The 15,954-nt window shown below is 67.0% G+C and carries 17 protein-coding genes; 11 read left to right on the top strand and 6 right to left on the bottom strand.

The genetic code is table 11. The features are described 5' to 3' along the window. Positions 1 to 8 precede the first annotated feature (8 nt). The 9 genes from BES08_RS20800 (at position 9) to BES08_RS20760 (ending at position 8,784) form a co-directional block, all read left to right on the top strand. Positions 9 to 650 carry an ankyrin repeat domain-containing protein gene (locus tag BES08_RS20800; protein WP_370424662.1) on the top strand — a complete coding sequence of 214 codons (642 nt, stop codon included), beginning with the start codon at positions 9 to 11 and terminating at the stop codon, positions 648 to 650. An 11-nt stretch (positions 651 to 661) separates the two neighbouring features. Continuing rightward, entirely contained in the window at positions 662 to 1,318 is a 657-nt protein-coding gene (locus tag BES08_RS20795) for a COQ9 family protein (RefSeq protein WP_036527940.1), read from the top strand. A gap of 237 nt (positions 1,319 to 1,555) precedes the next feature. Then, entirely contained in the window at positions 1,556 to 1,795 is a 240-nt protein-coding gene (locus tag BES08_RS20790; protein ID WP_008829840.1) for a FeoA family protein, read from the top strand. After that, positions 1,792 to 3,636, top strand: coding sequence for a ferrous iron transporter B (gene feoB, locus BES08_RS20785; RefSeq protein ID WP_036527938.1), 1,845 nt, complete (start codon positions 1,792 to 1,794; stop codon positions 3,634 to 3,636). Before BES08_RS20790 ends, feoB begins: the two co-directional genes overlap by 4 nt. Positions 3,637 to 3,865: 229 nt before the next feature. Next, entirely contained in the window at positions 3,866 to 4,468 is a 603-nt protein-coding gene (gene ssb, locus BES08_RS20780; protein WP_008829842.1) for a single-stranded DNA-binding protein, read from the top strand. A 210-nt stretch (positions 4,469 to 4,678) separates the two neighbouring features. Beyond that, entirely contained in the window at positions 4,679 to 6,670 is a 1,992-nt protein-coding gene (locus BES08_RS20775; RefSeq protein WP_036527934.1) for a TonB-dependent receptor plug domain-containing protein, read from the top strand. A 16-nt stretch (positions 6,671 to 6,686) separates the two neighbouring features. Continuing rightward, on the top strand, positions 6,687 to 7,493 hold the full coding sequence (locus BES08_RS20770; protein WP_051587004.1) for a TonB family protein: 807 nt from the start codon (positions 6,687 to 6,689) through the stop codon (positions 7,491 to 7,493). Between the two features lie 17 nt (positions 7,494 to 7,510). Then, positions 7,511 to 8,302 (top strand): DUF4198 domain-containing protein, encoded by a 792-nt coding sequence (locus BES08_RS20765; RefSeq protein WP_036528001.1) that lies wholly within the window; start codon positions 7,511 to 7,513, stop codon positions 8,300 to 8,302. Between the two features lie 29 nt (positions 8,303 to 8,331). Then, on the top strand, positions 8,332 to 8,784 hold the full coding sequence (locus BES08_RS20760) for an EF-hand domain-containing protein (RefSeq protein WP_008829846.1): 453 nt from the start codon (positions 8,332 to 8,334) through the stop codon (positions 8,782 to 8,784). Between the two features lie 69 nt (positions 8,785 to 8,853). On the opposite strand, the gene BES08_RS20755 is transcribed toward BES08_RS20760, so the two are convergent. Then, positions 8,854 to 9,516, bottom strand: a complete 663-nt coding sequence (locus BES08_RS20755) for a 5'-methylthioadenosine/S-adenosylhomocysteine nucleosidase (protein ID WP_036527932.1) — start codon at positions 9,514 to 9,516, stop codon at positions 8,854 to 8,856. Positions 9,517 to 9,634: 118 nt separating this feature from the next. Between BES08_RS20755 and BES08_RS20750 the strand changes: the two genes are divergently transcribed. After that, entirely contained in the window at positions 9,635 to 10,033 is a 399-nt protein-coding gene (locus BES08_RS20750) for a hypothetical protein (RefSeq protein ID WP_036527930.1), read from the top strand. On the opposite strand, the gene BES08_RS20745 is transcribed toward BES08_RS20750, so the two are convergent. From BES08_RS20745 to BES08_RS20725, 5 genes are all read right to left on the bottom strand, one after another. Then, positions 10,030 to 10,266 (bottom strand): hypothetical protein, encoded by a 237-nt coding sequence (locus tag BES08_RS20745; RefSeq protein WP_036527928.1) that lies wholly within the window; start codon positions 10,264 to 10,266, stop codon positions 10,030 to 10,032. The two genes, BES08_RS20750 and BES08_RS20745, sit on opposite strands and share 4 nt — an antisense overlap. 50 nt (positions 10,267 to 10,316) lie before the next feature. Beyond that, positions 10,317 to 11,387 carry an LLM class flavin-dependent oxidoreductase gene (locus BES08_RS20740; RefSeq protein WP_036527926.1) on the bottom strand — a complete coding sequence of 357 codons (1,071 nt, stop codon included), beginning with the start codon at positions 11,385 to 11,387 and terminating at the stop codon, positions 10,317 to 10,319. A gap of 13 nt (positions 11,388 to 11,400) precedes the next feature. After that, the gene (locus BES08_RS20735) at positions 11,401 to 12,405 is read right to left on the bottom strand and encodes an alpha/beta fold hydrolase (protein WP_036527924.1); all 1,005 of its coding nucleotides are present in this window, start codon (positions 12,403 to 12,405) and stop codon (positions 11,401 to 11,403) included. Beyond that, entirely contained in the window at positions 12,402 to 13,433 is a 1,032-nt protein-coding gene (locus BES08_RS20730) for an alpha/beta fold hydrolase (protein WP_036527922.1), read from the bottom strand. The genes BES08_RS20735 and BES08_RS20730 overlap by 4 nt, the downstream gene beginning before the upstream one ends. A gap of 107 nt (positions 13,434 to 13,540) precedes the next feature. After that, positions 13,541 to 14,425, bottom strand: a complete 885-nt coding sequence (locus tag BES08_RS20725) for a LysR family transcriptional regulator (protein ID WP_036527921.1) — start codon at positions 14,423 to 14,425, stop codon at positions 13,541 to 13,543. A 131-nt stretch (positions 14,426 to 14,556) separates the two neighbouring features. On the opposite strand from BES08_RS20725, the gene BES08_RS20720 reads away from it, so the two are divergent. Beyond that, positions 14,557 to 15,948, top strand: coding sequence for an MFS transporter (locus BES08_RS20720; RefSeq protein ID WP_231958302.1), 1,392 nt, complete (start codon positions 14,557 to 14,559; stop codon positions 15,946 to 15,948). The last annotated feature ends 6 nt before the right edge of the window (positions 15,949 to 15,954 follow it).

Here is a 15,954-nt window from a genome sequence, read left to right as displayed (position 1 = left end):
CGTTAGAAGTGCTGAAGATGACGATACGCCGCGTTGTGGGCCTTTCTCGCATGGTCCTCAAGGTGGCTGTTCCCGTGTTCGCGATGAGCCTGCTGATGACCTCGCCCGCCCGCGCCGACTTCTCGGAAGGGTACAAGTTCCTCGAAGCGGTGAAGAAGAAGGAAGGCGACAAGGTCGAGGAGGCGATCATGAAGTCCTCCCAGATCATCAACGCCAAGGACGTCACCACCGGCGAGGGCGCGCTGCACATCGTCACCGCGCGCCGCGACCTGACATGGCTCAGCTACCTCATCGCCAAGGGCGCCAACGTCAATGCCACCGACGATCGCGGGCGCAGCGCACTGGAACTGGCGGTGAACCTCGGCTGGCGCGAGGGCGCGCAGCTTTTGCTTGATCAGAAGGCCAGCCCTGACACCTCGAACGACGCGGGCGAGACGCCGCTGATCTTCGCTGTCCACCGCAAGGACCTGCAACTGACCAAGGCGCTGCTCGAAGCGGGTGCCAATCCCGACCGCTCCGACAATTCGGGCCGCAGCGCGCGGGACTATGCCAAGATCGAAGGCGGCAGCGCGCAGCTGATGTCGGTCATCGAGACCTACGGCAAGAAGGGCGCGAAGACCGCCAAACCGGTATACGGCCCGACCTTCTGAGGACGTTGGAAATGACGCAAGAAGCCGCCTCGCTCGACGAACTGCGCCTGCAACTGGCTCCGCTGGTGGCCGATGCCGCCGTGTTCGACGGCTGGACTGCAGACGCGGTCGCCTCGGCTGCCGCGTCGGCCGGTGTCGATCCCGCGCTGGCGGCTTATGCCTTCCGCGACGGGGCGATGGCGATGATCTCGGCGTGGATCGGGCATGTCGATGCGACGATGACGGCCTCGGTCGGAGGGGGCGCGTTGTCGAACCTTTCGATCCGCGAGCGTATCCGCCGCCTCGTCTGGGCGCGGCTGGAGGCCGTGGCGGGGCGCGAGGAAGCGCTACTGCGGGCGCTGACGATCATGGCGATGCCGCAGAACATCGCCGCTTCGACGCGGCTGGGCTGGCGCAGCGCCGATGCCATGTGGCGGCTCGCGGGCGATACCGCGACCGACTACAACCATTACACCAAGCGCGCGATCCTGGGCGGCATCTATGCGGCCACGCTCCATGCCTTCGCGCGTGACACCAGCGAGGACAAGGCCGAGACGCGCGCCTTCCTCGACCGCCGCATCGCCGGGATCATGCGCTTCGAGAAGGCCAAGTCGCAGCTGCTGCGCAAGCCTGACGAGCGTTTCAGCATGACCCGCCTGCTCGGCCGGATGCGCTACCCGGCGCGCTGACCGTGGCATCCTCCCTGTCGCGAAGCGATGGGGAGGGGGACCGCCCGCGCAGCGGGTGGTGGAGGGGTAAGGGCAGACAGCCCCCTCCGTCACCGACTTCGTCGGCGCCACCTCCCCATCGCTGCGCGACAGGGAGGATTGGCAGGTATCGTTTCAAATCCTTTCCCCTGCGAAAACCCTTGGTTCCGCTATTGCGATCCGGTTGCAATTAAGGGTGTTATCTGGCACCGCGCCACCATGACTCTCGATATGCTTCCTATCGGCCGGTCCGCGCGCATCGTCGCCGTGCACTGGCCCGCGCTCGTCCAGGAAGAGGCGCGGCGGCTCCGTGCCCTGGGCTTGGAGGAGGGCGCCAGGATTGCGGTGTCGCATCGCGGCATCCTGGGCGGGCGCGACCCCATCGCCATTACCGTGGGCCGCATGACCGTGGCCGTGCGCCGCGCCCATGCCGCCGCGATGGAGGTCGAGGAACTGTGAGCCGTCAACGCAAGGTCGCGCTCGTCGGCAACCCCAATGCGGGCAAGAGCGCGCTATTCAATGCGCTGACCGGCGCGCGCCAGAAGATCGCCAATTATCCCGGCGTTACCGTGGAACGAAAGTCGGGCCGCTTCGTCCTGCCGACCGGCGAGCCGGTGGAGATGACCGACCTTCCCGGCGCCTACGGCCTCGACCCGACCAGCCCGGACGAGGAAGTGACCGCCAAGGTCATCGCCGGGCACTTCCCCGGCGAGGCCGCGCCCGACGTGCTGGTGGTGGTGCTCGACGCATCGAACCTAGAGCAGCATCTCGTCTTCGCGCAGGAACTGCTGGCGCTGGGCAAGCCCACCGTCGTCGCGCTCAACATGGTCGATCTGGCGGAGCGTGACGGTCTCGTCCTCGACGCCGCCGTGCTGGCCGAGGAACTGGGCGTGCCGGTGATCCCGACCGTCGCGGTGCGCCGCCGCGGCCTTGCCGAACTGGGCGAGGCGATCGCGAACGCGGGCGAGCGTCATCCGGGGCCGGGCCTGACCGCCCTCGGACAGACCGAACGCCGCGTCGCCGCGCATGCCATGGCGGATGCGGCGATCCTTTCGGAATCCAAGCGCCACCGTCTTCACGCCAAGCTCGACCAACTGCTGCTGAACCCGTGGGTCGGCCCGGTGATCCTGCTGGCGATCCTCTTCGTGGTGTTCCAGGCGGTGTTCGCCTGGGCGACTCCGTTCGCCGATGCGCTGGATGCGGGCGTCAGTGCGCTGCACGACGGCGTCAAGGCCGCGCTTCCGCCAAGCCTGCTGCGCGACCTGCTGACGGACGGCGTGATCGCGGGCGTCGGCTCGGTGATCGTGTTCCTGCCGCAGATCGTCATCCTCTTCGCCTTCATCCTCGCCATGGAGGCATCGGGCTACATGGCCCGCGCCGCGTTCCTGATGGACCGCATGATGGCGAGCGTGGGCCTGTCCGGCCGCAGCTTCATCCCGCTGCTCTCCAGCTTCGCCTGCGCCATTCCGGGCATCATGGCGACGCGCTCGATCACCGACCCCAAGGATCGGTTGACCACGATCCTGATCGCGCCGCTGATGACCTGCTCGGCGCGCCTGCCGGTCTATGCGGTGATCATCGCCGCGTTTATCCCGCATACCAGCGTGTGGGGCGGGATCGGCCTGCAGGGGCTGGTGCTGTTCACGCTCTATGTCGTGGGCGTGGTCGGGGCCATGGCGGTGGCGCTGGCGCTGCGCAGCTCGATGACCAAGGGCGCCGCTTCGGGCTTTATCATGGAGCTGCCCAAGTACCAGATGCCGCGCCTCAAGGACATGGCGATCGGCCTGTGGCAGCGCGCGTGGATCTTCCTGCGCCGCGCGGGCACGATCATCTTCATGGTCACGGTCGTGCTGTGGGTCATGCTCAACTTCCCGAAGGCCGGCCCGGGCGAGAGCCAGGTCGATGCCTCGATCGCGGGCAAGGTGGCGAACGGCCTCGCCTTCGTGGTCGAGCCGATCGGTTTCAACCGCGACATGGCGCTCGCGCTGATCCCGGCGATGGCCGCGCGCGAAGTAGCGGTGTCCTCGCTGGCGACGACGTACGCGGTCGATGCGGGCGACAACGAGGACGAGCAGGCGCTCGAACTCGGGGACCAGCTCAAGCGGCGCTGGACCTTGCCGATGGCGCTGGCGTTTCTGGCATGGTTCGTGTTCGCGCCGCAGTGCATGTCGACGATCGCGGTGACCCGGCGCGAGACCAACGGCTGGAAGTGGCCGACGTTCATGCTCGCCTACCTGTTCGGCCTCGCCTACATCGCGGCGGGCGCGACGTACTGGGTCGCGGTGGCGGCGGGGCTGTAGCGTTTCAAGGCCCACCCCCGGCCCCTCCCGCAACCGGGAGGGGAGAAAAATAGGCCTTACCCTCCCGCTTGCGGGAGGGTCGGCAGGCTTGGCGATTTATCGCCTAGCCGAACGGGGTGGGCACTCTCCGGAACATTACAATTGTAGAAAAGGCGGCCTGCCGGACTCGCATCGGTGCCCCGGCTTGGGCTAACCCATCCGCCAGATTTCGAAGGAAAGCGATTCCCGCATGGCAGGCAGCGTCAACAAGGTCATCATCGTCGGCAACCTCGGGGCCGACCCCGAGGTCAAGTCGTTCCAGAACGGCGGCCGCATCGCCAATCTGCGCATCGCGACCTCCGAAAGCTGGAAGGACCGCGCCACCGGCGAGCGCAAGGAGCGTACCGAATGGCACTCGGTCGTACTCCAGTCCGACGGCCTCGTCGGCGTCGCCGAGCGGTTCCTGCGCAAGGGCTCGAAGGTCTACATCGAAGGCCAGCTGCGCACCCGCAAGTGGCAGGACCAGAACGGCAATGACCGTTACACCACCGAAGTCTCGGTCGGCGGCGTCGGCGGCGTGCTGACCATGCTCGACGGTGCGCCGGGCGGCGGCAGCGGTGGTCAGCGCAGCGGCGGGGGCGGCTGGAGCGAGGGTGGTTCCTCGGGCGGCGGCTTCGGCGGCGGCCAGCGCTCGGGCGGAGCATCGCGCGGCGGTGACGAATGGGGCGGCGGTTCCTCCGGTGGTTCTTCGGGCGGCAGCGAATGGGGCCGCACTGGCGGTTCCTCGGGCGGCTCGTCCGGCGGTTCCGGCGGCGGCTTCGGCGACGACCTCGACGACGATATCCCGTTCTGACCATCTCTCGCCGCACGTCGGCGAGAAGTTGGCAGTTGTTACGAACCGCCCCGGAAGCATGCCGCTTCCGGGGCGGTTTCGTCATGTCATTCGCGATCTTTCGAGGTCCGCCGGACGAAATTCGAAAAAAGTCCTTTACGTAACAGTCAAGCTGCGCAATTGCCCTTTCTGCTAATGCATACGATTCGCATTAGCGAAGGGGAAACAATTATGCTTCGTAGTTTTGCCGCCCGCGCGCTTGGCGGGGTGTCCGCCATTGCCTTCTTCGTCGCCGCTCCGGCCCATGCGCAGGACGCTGCCGCCACCGACAAGAACACGCAGGCCGGTGAATTCCTCGGCACCATCGACATCGGCGAGAGCACCCGCGCCATCCAGACCGACACCGCGACGCCGATCACCGTGATCGACCGCAAGGAGATCGAGGACCGACAGGCCTCCACCATCGCCGAACTGCTGGACTCCGTGCCGGGCGTCACGCTCATCAACGGATCGACCCCGATCGGCTCGGGCATCAACATCCGCGGCTTCGGCGCCAACGGCACCTATGGCACCGACCAGAAGGTCGCTTTCGTCGTCGACGGCGCCACCACGGGCTCGGAAGAAATCTATCGCGTCGGCACGCAGCTGTTCACCGACCCGCTGCTCTACAAGCACGCGCAGGTGATCCGCGGCACCGTGGGCAGCTTCGAGTGGGGCTCGGGGATCATCGGCGGTGTCGTCCTGCTGGAAACCAACGATGCGGCCACCGTCCTCCACGGCAAGACCGGCATCACCGCCAGTCAGACCGTCTCGGGCCAGACCAACGGCAACGGCTTCGCGACCTCCACCACCGTTGCGGCAATGCCGACCGAGCAGTTCGAGTTCCTCGCGAACTACACCTGGCGCACCCAGAGCACGCAGCAGGACGGCCACGGCGACGACATCGGCAACAGCAGCTTCAAGCTGCCCAGCTTCCTGGTGAAAGGCGCATTCCACTTCGGCGCCGACAACGCCCATACCATCGCCGCCAGCTTCAACCAGACCACCACCAGCGACCGGGACGTCCCCTACGACAGCTTCGGCACTACGGCGGGCGTGTTCGGCAACGTCGACCGCGACACCAAGAGCCAGGTGCTGACGGTGTCCTACGCCTACAAGCCGGTCGACAACGACGCGGTCAATCTCCAGCTGCTGTACACGTACGCCAATCAGGAGATCGACCAGAGCGCCGTGGGCGTCGCGATCTCGCCGGTGCTCAATGCCGACCACCGCTACGAGACCTCGAAGATCACGCTCAAGAACGCTGCGCTGTTCTCGACCGGGCCGATCCATCACAACCTGCACTTCGGCGTCGAGTACATCCACAAGAAGCGCGCCGACGCCAGCAGCGCGCCGGGCGGCACCGACAACCGCATGGCCGCCTTCGCGGTGGACGAGATCGGCCTGTTCAAGGGCTTCACGCTGAGCCCGGCGATCCGCTGGGAGACCTCGAACGTCAAATCCAACCGCACCGGCACGCCCGTATCCTACAACAATACGGCGTGGATGGGCGGCGTCTCCGCCCGCTACGAGCTGCCGTTCGGTCTGGCTGCGTTCGGCAGCTGGGCGCGCACGCGCAACCTGCCGATCATCGACGACCTCGACAACGCCACGTACATGAACCAGCCGGAAAAGAGCCGCACCTGGGAAGCGGGCGGCTCGTTCGATCGCACCGATCTGCTCGGCAAGGGCGATCACCTTGCGATCAAGGTCAACTACTACGACACCGAGCTGACTGACAACACCGCCTACTCGGGCGTGCGCGAGGTCTATCTCGACGGCTTCGAGATCGAGGCGTCCTACGCCACCGCCAGCGGAATCTACTTTGACTTCAACGCCACCATCCCGGACGGCCAGCGTTTGCGCACCACCGGCGTGATCGACGACTGGACCAACCTGCCGCAGAAGACCTACATGCTCTCGGCGGGCAAGCGCTTTGGAAAGCTGCTGGACGTGCGCTGGGAGACGACCCTCGCCGAAGATCTCGATATCAACGGCACCGAGCACAAGGGCTTCGATGTCCACAATCTGCGCGCCACGATCACGCCGAGCGGCGGTATCTTCGAGAACGTCGCGCTGCGCCTGAGCGTCGAGAACATCTTCGACACCTATTACCAGTCGGCGCTGTCCACGCGCCCGGCGGTGGGGCGCAACTTCAAGGCCGCCCTCTCGAAAATGTTCTAAGGGGGGCGAGGCGGACATGGCTTACTGGATGGGCAGATCCGAGTTCGGGACAGGTCCGTTTGCGCGGATCGACCTGAACGCCATGGCCGCCTCGGTCACCGCGCACGCGATCGTGGCGGCCCTGCTGGTCTTCACCTGGGGTGAGACGGTGCTGGTGGAAGGGGGCACCCGCTCCCGCCTCGTCAGCATCGATCTGTCCATGCGCGAGGGCGGACCAGGCCCGAAGATGCAGCCGCTGGCCGAGGCACAACAGCCTCAGGAACGCGCGGTGACGCCGCCTGCCGAAGTTCCTTCGCAGGCGGTAGTCGCAGAGGCTCGGCCCGCTGCGCAGCCCCTGCCGCAACCGGCGGCGCAGGCAGGCGGCGGCGGGCAGGGGCGCACGGGTGAAGGTACGGCCGCGACGACGACGCGGCAGTTGCCTGTGGCCAAGCTGATCCCCGCAGCCGCGTTCGTCACTCCGGCCGCCACTGCACCCGGTCCGCAGGCGCGGGCGGCGGAAAGCGCGGCGGAGGCTCAGGGGAAGGGCGGCAGCGGCGGCGGCAACACCGATCAGGCGGGCAATTCCGCCGTCAGCAATTTCAGCGGCCGCGTCTACCAGCATCTGAAACGCTACCAGCGCGGCAACACCATCGGCGCCGGCGAGGCACTGATCGCCTTCACCGTCGAGCCCGGCGGCGCCGCGCGCGCGATCCGCGTGGCGCGCACATCAGGCTCCTCGCGCTTCGATCACGAGGCGATGGCTCTGGTCCGCCGGGCATCGCCTTTCCCGCGCCCGCCGGACGGCGAGGCGCACAGCTTCACTTTCGAGATCACCGGACAATGATGAGGACTGCTTCGACCATGACCAGACTTGCCCCAGGCATCGCCGCGCTGTTGTGCGCCGTCAGCATCGCTCCCGGCGCCGCGCTCGCGCACACCTCCTACCTCCTGCCCAAGTTCTTCGCGGGCAACACCGAGAAGATGGTGACGGTGGAATCGGCTTTCGGCGAGAAGTTCTTCCGTCCCGAAGTGCCGGTCGATGCCAGCGACTATCACGTCATCCTGCCGGACGGATCGCGCGGCAGCTTCCAGTCGATCACCCCGCTCAAGCAGATGGTGGTGCTGGAAAGCGCGCTCGATGCCGAGGGGACTTATCGCTTCACCACGGGCGTGCGTCTCGGCCGGGTGGGCAGGAGCGCGTTGGTCGGCGGCAAGTGGCAGCCGGTCCACGGCGAAGTGCCCAAGGACGCCGCGCAAGTCCGCACCAGCCAGACCGAGACCGTCGCCGACGCCTATGTCTCCAAGAAGCAGCCGACCCGCGCGCCCGTCGACGTCGCGATCGGGCGCCTGCGCATCCAGCCGGTGACGCATCCCAGCGAACTCTATCTCGACACCCCGTTCACGCTCAATGTACTGTTCGACGGCAAGCCGATGGCCGCGCAGGAACTGGAGCTGGACCGGGGCGGCGCGGACTATGAGGAGGCGGTCAGCCACCGTCAGGTCAGGACCGACGCGCAGGGCAAGGCCGTCATCAAGTTCGACCGCCCCGGCACGTACGTCCTGATGACCCGCCACCGCGCCGAGGCGCCCGCCGGCTCCGGCACCGACGAGCGCAGCTACACGACCTCGCTTACGTTCCAGGTCGAAGAGTGATCCCGATTTCCAGTTCAACGGAGAAGACCATGACCAAGACTCACTTTATCGCAGGGCTCGTTCTCGCCCTCACAGCCAGCCAGGGCGCGCTTGCCCAGTCTACCGAAGAGCGCCGCGCCGCGCCCGGCCACGGCAAGGAAGCCTTCCTGCGCGAGAACGACGCCGATCACGACGGCCGCGTCACCGCCGCCGAGTTCGCCGCTGCCCGTGCCGCCAAGTACCGCACCTTCGACCTCGATGGCGACGGCAAGGTGAGCGAGGCGGACTACGTCGGCGAGTTCACCGGCCGCTTCAGCAAGGACAAACCGGCACCGGACGGCCAAGTCAAGCAGGCCCACGTGCGCTTCGGCGTGCTCGATACCGACAAGGACGGCAACCTGACGCTGGAAGAGTTCAATGCCTCGGGCGAGCGGATGTTCGAGCGGCTTGACACCAACGGCGACGGCGTCGTCGATGCGACCGACACTTCGGGTTCGTATTGATACTGAGCGTATAAAACACTTTCGTCATCCCCGCGAAGGCGGGAATGACGAAGGTAAGTTCGGCGACGATCAGGCGTTGGCGGTAAGGCTATCCGCCAATCCGCGCTCAAGCACCTCCGCCAGCTTGTCGAGCGCGATCGCCAGCCGCTCGTCCAGCAGCGCGAGCAGTTCGGTCCAGCCCGACATGCCCTCCAGTTCGTCCGCGCCGTCCGAGACACCGCGCAGGCCGATCATCGGCACGCCGAACCGCTGGCATGCGCGCAGCACTGCGTAAGTCTCCATGTCGACGAGGTCGGCGTCGATCCGCGCATAGTCTTCGCCGCCTATGACATCGCCGCCGGTCGACAGCGAGGCGCGGGGCAGGTCGGGGAGCAGCATGGGCAACTGCAGAACTGCCGGATGGTCGGCGAACGGTGTGACGCCCCTTGCGAAGCCGAGGCGCGATGCGTCCATGTCGCGCCATGACACGCTTTCGACCTGATAGACTTCCCCCATCCGGCAGCGCCGCGATCCGGCAGAGCCCAGGGTCACGACCAGATCGGGCAATTGCCCCGAGGCCTCCAGACGCTGCAGGCACGCGGTCGCCGCGATGGCGGCCTCGACGGGACCAACGCCGGTCATCAGCGGCGTCATCCGCGCACTGAGATGCGGGCCGTACTCATGGTCGATGGCCATGACGAACAGCACCTGCATTCCCGCTATCGACGTCGGCTTCACAACTTGCTCCTGCATCGCCCGGCCCTGATTCCTGCCGTAGCGGCGCGATCTTTCGCAAAGGTGACGCCGGCGCGCAATCGGCTTGTCGCAGGCCACCTTGATTTCAGTAGCCGCGACGTGTCAGGCATTCATCATGCTAGCACATACCCGTTCGATGATCGCTGCGATCGCCTTCGCCGTCCTGACCGGCAAGAAAGTCGCCGGACTCTACGACCATTCTCTTGGCCGCGACCTGCAGATCGCCGCCGAGTTCCGCGACGGCCGTTTGCAGGGGTTCGACGGCGCCCGGAGTGTAAAATTCGGCGGGACGCTGCCGGAAATCCACGACGCCGGGGACAAGAATTTCGTGTCGGTCGAGATCGATGGCGCGCAAGTCAAAGGCTACGATCGCGCCTCATCCACGTTCTTCGCAGCCCGGGTCGAGGATGGGATGGTGCAGGTCTATGACTACGGGCAGAAGGCGTGGTTCGCTTATGACGTGCAGGACCCGCAGGCGGCGAGCGAGTACCACCGCGCGGCCGGCCCTGCCTAGGATTTTCCGGGTGCGGCCTTGGGTGCGACCGGTGCTTTCCTGGCTTCCCGCTTTTCCATGTGCTTCTTGAGCGCGTAGCCGCCCACCGCCGCGGCAACGAGCCCGACCGGCCCCAGTCGTCGCAGCACGCTCGTCGCGGCTACGCCGAGGACCGCACCGCCGGTGCCGTCGATACCGCGCACGTGTTGCGCTACCTGACTGCCTGCGACTGCACCCAAAATCTTGCCGAGCATATTTCTGTCTCCTTTGCAGGAGGAAGGGACGGGATCGGCCTTTGTTCCGGCTATCGCGCCTTTGCGCGTGCGCAAACCCGGGGGATCAGTTCTGCGCCGAACAGGCGGGCGTCGGGGATCGGGTCATAGCCGCTGACGATGAACCGGGAGAACCCGGCTTCCCGGTATTCCATCAGCGCATCCGCGACCTGATCGTGGCTGCCCACCAGGCATCCCAACGCCGGCCGACCGGTGGGAACGCGGGTGATGCCTGCCCAGAGCAAACCCTCCAGCGCATTCTCGTTGGCGGCTTGCCTGGCCCGGTCGATTGCCGCCCGGCGGCCTTCACCCGGATTGGTCGGGAAGCGGCCGTTATCGACGACTTCCTCGATCAACCGGTCCTGAATGGCATGGGCGCGTTCCCACGCCTGCGCCGGGGTGTCGGCGACGAGGACGCGCAGGGAGGTGAGCAGGGCCGGTGAACGGCCGATCGCGCGGGCGCGGGACAGCACGTCGCGCGCGGGCTCTTTCAGGGCCGCGGCAGGGAAGCCGGGGAACGCATAGACGTCCGCCGCGCGCGTGCCGTACTCGATCGAGGCTGGCGAGCTGCCACCCCAGAAGACCGGGATGCCCTTGTCCGGCCGAACGTGGGAGAAGGCGCCCTCCACCTGGTAGAATTCCCCCTCGTGATCGAAAGGCGCCTCGCTCGACCAGACCTTGCGCATGACTTCGACGTATTCGTGGCTGCGGCGATAGCGGTCGTCCTTGGTACTGTAATCGCCGTCCGCGTGGAGTTCTTGATCGTCGGCACCGGTGATGATGTGGACACCGCAGCGCCCGCCGCTCATCCGGTCGAGGATGGCGAACATGCGCGCGGCCATTGTCGGCGCGATGAAGCCGGGTCGGTGCGCGATCATGAAGCCGAGCCTGCAGGTCGCTGCCGCTGCCCATGTCGCTATGGGCAGGCTGTCAGGCCGATGGGCCGAGTTGGCGATGAGCACGCGATCGAACCCTGCGTCCTCATGAGCGCGGGCGCAGGCTGCGATGAACTCGGAATCCACTTCGTCAAAGGGCCTCGGCCTGGCTTCGGAATAGTCGTTCCAGTGCAGGATGCCGAAGAATTCGGTCGTGTCGTCGGTCATGGATGTGCGCGCCTTACCGCTTGGCAGGGTCCGGCGCGACTGGCCGGTAGGGGGTAACGTCGAAGAGGAAGCTGTCGAGGATGTCGGCGAAGCGACCCGGCACTTCCAGCGGCGGATAATGTCCCACGTCCGGCAGGATCAGCGTCGATACCTGAGCATGGACCAGAGCATCGCGGAGGACCGCTGCACTCTCGACCGGCAGGACCGGATCGCGGGCGCCCCAGACAAGCAGCACCGGCGCAGTCACCTTCGCCAACGCGTCGGCGGTCAGCGCCGGATCGTCGAGCGCTGCGACGATGGCCAGCCTGTCGGGCGCGGCGGGGCGGCGGTTCATGTCGTAGTATTCGTCGACGAGCCGGTCGTCCGCGCGGCCGGGCTCTCCGGTGTAGAAATCGAAGTAGGCCCGCCAGTAGGAGCGCGGGCGGAAGATCTTGCTCTTGCGTCCGGTGGCCGGAGTGGAGGCGGCGATTTCCATCGCCAGCGCGGCGCTGAGCGCCATGCCTTTGCCGTCCGCGCGGCCAGTGGGCGTGTTGGACAGGATCAGCCGCTCGACCCGCGCCGGATTGCGCGCCGCGTAGTAGAACGAGATTGCACCGCCGCTCGATACCCCGGCAAGGTTGGCGCGTTCGATCTTGAGGGTGTCGAGCAGCGCCTCCAGCACCAGTACGGGATAGAGCGGGCGGTCGTAGAGTACACGTGGCGGGGCGCCCGACAGGCCCATGTTCGGCTCATCCCACGCGATCACGCGGTAGCGGCGGCTCAGACGCTCGATCATGGGCGCGAACGTGCGCAGCGACGAACTCGACCCATGCGTGAGGACCAGTACGGGGCCGGAGCCGACATCGACATAATGGATGCGCGTGCCGAGCAGGTCGATGAACTTCGATTGCGGAAGGCGGTAGCGGCTTTCCAGTTCGGCGACCGGGATCGGGTCGGGGCTGGTGATGGTTTCCTGCGCGCAGACGGGGGCGATCGTGAGCGAGAGCGCGCAGAACGCGCCGAGCACGGCGTGTTTCATCGTGTGCAGTCCTGTACTGTGCCGGCAGGCGGACGGGCGGCCTTGCCGCTGTCGGCATCAAGGAACCAGGCGATGTCCTCGGCGGCGTGCGGGGCCTCGATCGGCAGGAAATGGCCTGCACCGGGAAAACTGACCATTAGCCGGCGGGAGGCGCCGACCGTGCGTGTCACCTCGCAGCCCACCGAAACCGGGAGCATGGACCCGGCCCCGCCCCAAAGCACGAGCGTCGGTACGCGGACCGAGCCCAGCTGCTGCGCGGTCGTCTGCGATCGCTTGCCGTAATCGCTCGCTTCAAAGCGCAGGGCGCTGGTGAACTGGTCCAGCGTCGCCCCATTGCCGGGCTTGCGGTGCATGTCGTAGGTCTGCTGCACCAGATCGTCGGTGAGGACGGACTTGTTGGCGATCAGGCGGTTCAGGAGGTAGCGGTAGAACGCCTTGGGCCGGTAAATCGGCCGGAACAGGGTGTTCTCCAGAAAGCCCAGCATGGCCGAGGTCTTCGGCTGCAAGCCGGGTGGGATCGGCACCAGCGGCGCGTTCACCAGGATAAGGCTTTCCACCTGATCGGGATGCGCCAGCGTATAGCGCATGGCGATCGCGCTGCCGGTAGAGATGCCGCCGATACTGAAGCGCTTCAGGTGTTCGTGCCGGGCTAGGAGGGCGATCAGCTGCTCGACGCGGCGGGGGCTGTACTGGCCGGTGCGGTCGGGGCCGGAGAGGCCGTAAGGCGGCATGTCGATGCGGATCACGCGGTGGTCGCTGGCGAGCCGCTGCGCCCAGGCATCCCAGATACGCAGCGACTGGTAGTGCCCGTGGATGAGCATGATGACAGGCCCGGAGCCCCGGTCGTCGATGTGAAGTTGCACGCCGCCCAGCGTCACGTAGCGGGAATGCGCGGTCTGGTAGCGGTGGCGCAAATCCTCCAGCGAAATAGCGAAGGCGCCGGTCCGCGCAGCGAGGGCGAAGGCGCCGAACCCCACTGCAAGCAGTGCCAGCGCCGCGATCCCGGCCATGACCGGACGTTTCAGCATGTCCCGTGTTTCCCCGCCTTCATGCCCCGGACTATGCGGAGGACACCGGCCATCGCCCAATCGAAAGCGCGCGCGCAGTCATGTCCAAACCGTATGGGAGCCTGGCGTCACAGCGCCTCGTGCAGCCGCTTGATCACCACGCGCAGGGCGCCGCTCATGTAGGTCCGCCGCCGGGTGATGACGCAAAGCGTCGCCTCGACGCGGCGCATGTCGGCGGGGACTTCCTGCAATCGCCCGTCGGCTAGGCAGTCGGCGATCTCGGTACGGGCCATCAGGCCGATGAGGTCGGCGTGGAGCAGTAGCTGGCGCAGCATCGCGGGCGAGGAACTGCGGACGCGGATGTTGTGGTCCTCGTCCTCCAGCCCCAGAAGTCCGCGGTAGAATGCCTCGGCATTGGGCTGGTTGAAGATCGCCCAGGGCCACCGGGCGAGTTCTCGCGCAGGCGTCACGCCGCACTCGAGGATCGGGTGCCTGCGTCGCGCGACGAGCACCAGGTCGAGCCGGGTGAGCGGCCGGAAGTTGAGGTCGCCGCTGTCGAGGTCGGGGCGCAAAGTGTCGATGATCGCATCGAGTTCCCCGCGCCGAAGCCGCGCGAACTGCGTCTCGGGCACGTCGAAGTCCAGCGAAAGCGTGATGTTTTCCGCCGAAACCGCCATTTCCGCGCAGGCCTGCGCGATGCGCAGGTCGGTCGCGGTGGAGCCGATGCCGAGGCGGACATGGCCCAAACCGCCCGCCCGCATGGCGCCGACATCCTCGATCGCCTGGTCGAAGCCGTGGAGGATCGAGCGGGCATGGGCCGCCAGCAATTCCCCGTATCGGGTGGGCAGGACGCCGCGATGGCCGCGCTCGAACAGGTCGACGCCGAGCTGCTCCTCCAGCGTGCGGATACTGCGCGAAAGCGTGGGTTGCGTGATGTTCTGCGCAGTCGAGGCGAGGGTCATCGAGCCTGTCTCCACCGCCGCCAGGAAGTGGCGCAATTGCCGGATCTGCATGGTCTTCCGATTCCCCGAGCATACGTTTTGTGCATGGAAGAAGCCGTGCTTTCGATTTCCCGGGCCAGCGCCGTGTCCGTAGTCTCCGGCTGGTAGGCAGTCCGTGGCGGACCTGCGAGGCGGGGGCGCTCTTGACCGAAATAGCGGCACTCAACGGCACCCAGAGTGTACCTAACCGCACCGGGCGCATACCGATTGCGACCAAAGTGGGCTGGGCGTTCGGTTCGGCGGGCAGCACGACCGTGCTTTACGTCGTCAATGTCATCCTGATGTATTACCTGGTGACCGCGACCGGGATGGACCCCGCGCTCGCGGGCTCGTTCATGCTGGCCGGGCGCATCTACGACGGCATCGCCGACCTGCTGATCGGACAGGGCAGTGACCGCACCCGCAGCCGCTGGGGACGGCGGCGACCGTGGATGGCGGCGGGTGCGCTGCTGAGCGGCCTCGGCATGGCCTGGCTGTTCTCGGGCAGCGGGGCGGGCGGTTCGCAGGCGGTCATGGTGATGGGCGCGCTGCTGCTGACCTTCACCGGCTATTCTGCTTTCGCGATTCCCTCTTCCGCCATGCCCGCCGAGATCACCGACAGCCCGCAGGAGCGGACCTCGCTGATGGCCTGGCGGACGTTCTTCATCCAGCTTGCCGCGCTGGCGGGGGGAGCGTTGGCTCCGGCGATGATCGCGTGGGGCGGCAGTTCCGCCGATGCCTTCGCGCGGATGGGCTATTGCATGGCCGCCTTCATCTTCGTGAGCATGGCCGTCGCGGTCGTCGCGACCGGTGGCCTGCGCGAGCGCCCTGTCGAGCATGAGCGCGGCTCCGCACTCGCCGGGTTCGCGCAGCTTTTCGCCAACCGCCCGTTCATCGTCCTGCTGGGCGTCAAGTTCTGCGGCTTCATCGCCTCGGCGGCGGTGGGGGCGACGGGGCTGTTCTTCATGCGCGACATCCTTGCGCGCGGAGAGACCGGCATGGCGCAGTTCGCGCTGGCGAGCGGCGTGGTCGGCACCATGAGCGTGCCCCTCTGGCGCCAGATCGCCCGCTTCGCGCCCAAGCCGGTGATCTGCGCCGCGGCGCTGGTGCTTTCGGCCGCGATCAGCCTGAGCTGGCTCGCGGCCTCCCCGGCCGAGGGCGATGCCCTGTTCCTGCTGCGCGGCGGCTTTGCCGGTTTCGCGACGACGGGAACGCTGCTGATGACGCTGTCCATGTTGCCGGACACCATCGCCTTCGGGGTGCGCCGCAGCGGGCTGCGCAAGGAGGGGCTCTACGCCGCCTTCTTCGAGTTCTTCCAGAAGGCCGCCTTCGCCCTCGCGCCGTTCCTCGTCGGACTGTTCCTGCAGGCCAGCGGCTACCGTTCCGGGACCGGCGCCGCGCTGGTGCAGAGCGAGGCCGCGCGCGAGGCGGTGCGCCTGTCGATGGCGCTGATCCCGGCGGTCGCGCAAGTGGCCGGTATCGTCCTGCTCCTGTTCTACCGGATGCCTGCTGAGAATTTGGCTGAACCGGCACCCGCACCGCACGAGGAAAACTGACGCGTC

It is taken from the genome of Novosphingobium resinovorum (assembly GCF_001742225.1).
Lineage (GTDB): Bacteria > Pseudomonadota > Alphaproteobacteria > Sphingomonadales > Sphingomonadaceae > Novosphingobium > Novosphingobium resinovorum_A.
The sequence above is the reverse complement of the archived record's forward strand: the minus strand, read 5'-3'. Positions and strand labels throughout refer to the sequence as shown.

Bases quoted from the DNA above. Each gene is read 5' to 3' on its own strand.
- BES08_RS20795 (WP_036527940.1), top strand. From the start codon at position 662: ATGACGCAAGAAGCCGCCTCGCTCGACGAACTGCGCCTGCAACTGGCT.
- BES08_RS20790 (WP_008829840.1), top strand. From the start codon at position 1,556: ATGACTCTCGATATGCTTCCTATCGGCCGGTCCGCGCGCATCGTCGCC.
- ssb (WP_008829842.1), top strand. From the start codon at position 3,866: ATGGCAGGCAGCGTCAACAAGGTCATCATCGTCGGCAACCTCGGGGCC.
- BES08_RS20775 (WP_036527934.1), top strand. From the start codon at position 4,679: ATGCTTCGTAGTTTTGCCGCCCGCGCGCTTGGCGGGGTGTCCGCCATT.
- BES08_RS20770 (WP_051587004.1), top strand. From the start codon at position 6,687: ATGGCTTACTGGATGGGCAGATCCGAGTTCGGGACAGGTCCGTTTGCG.
- BES08_RS20765 (WP_036528001.1), top strand. From the start codon at position 7,511: ATGACCAGACTTGCCCCAGGCATCGCCGCGCTGTTGTGCGCCGTCAGC.
- BES08_RS20760 (WP_008829846.1), top strand. From the start codon at position 8,332: ATGACCAAGACTCACTTTATCGCAGGGCTCGTTCTCGCCCTCACAGCC.
- BES08_RS20755 (WP_036527932.1), bottom strand. From the start codon at position 9,516: ATGCAGGAGCAAGTTGTGAAGCCGACGTCGATAGCGGGAATGCAGGTG.
- BES08_RS20750 (WP_036527930.1), top strand. From the start codon at position 9,635: ATGCTAGCACATACCCGTTCGATGATCGCTGCGATCGCCTTCGCCGTC.
- BES08_RS20745 (WP_036527928.1), bottom strand. From the start codon at position 10,266: ATGCTCGGCAAGATTTTGGGTGCAGTCGCAGGCAGTCAGGTAGCGCAA.
- BES08_RS20740 (WP_036527926.1), bottom strand. From the start codon at position 11,387: ATGACCGACGACACGACCGAATTCTTCGGCATCCTGCACTGGAACGAC.
- BES08_RS20735 (WP_036527924.1), bottom strand. From the start codon at position 12,405: ATGAAACACGCCGTGCTCGGCGCGTTCTGCGCGCTCTCGCTCACGATC.
- BES08_RS20730 (WP_036527922.1), bottom strand. From the start codon at position 13,433: ATGCTGAAACGTCCGGTCATGGCCGGGATCGCGGCGCTGGCACTGCTT.
- BES08_RS20725 (WP_036527921.1), bottom strand. From the start codon at position 14,425: ATGCAGATCCGGCAATTGCGCCACTTCCTGGCGGCGGTGGAGACAGGC.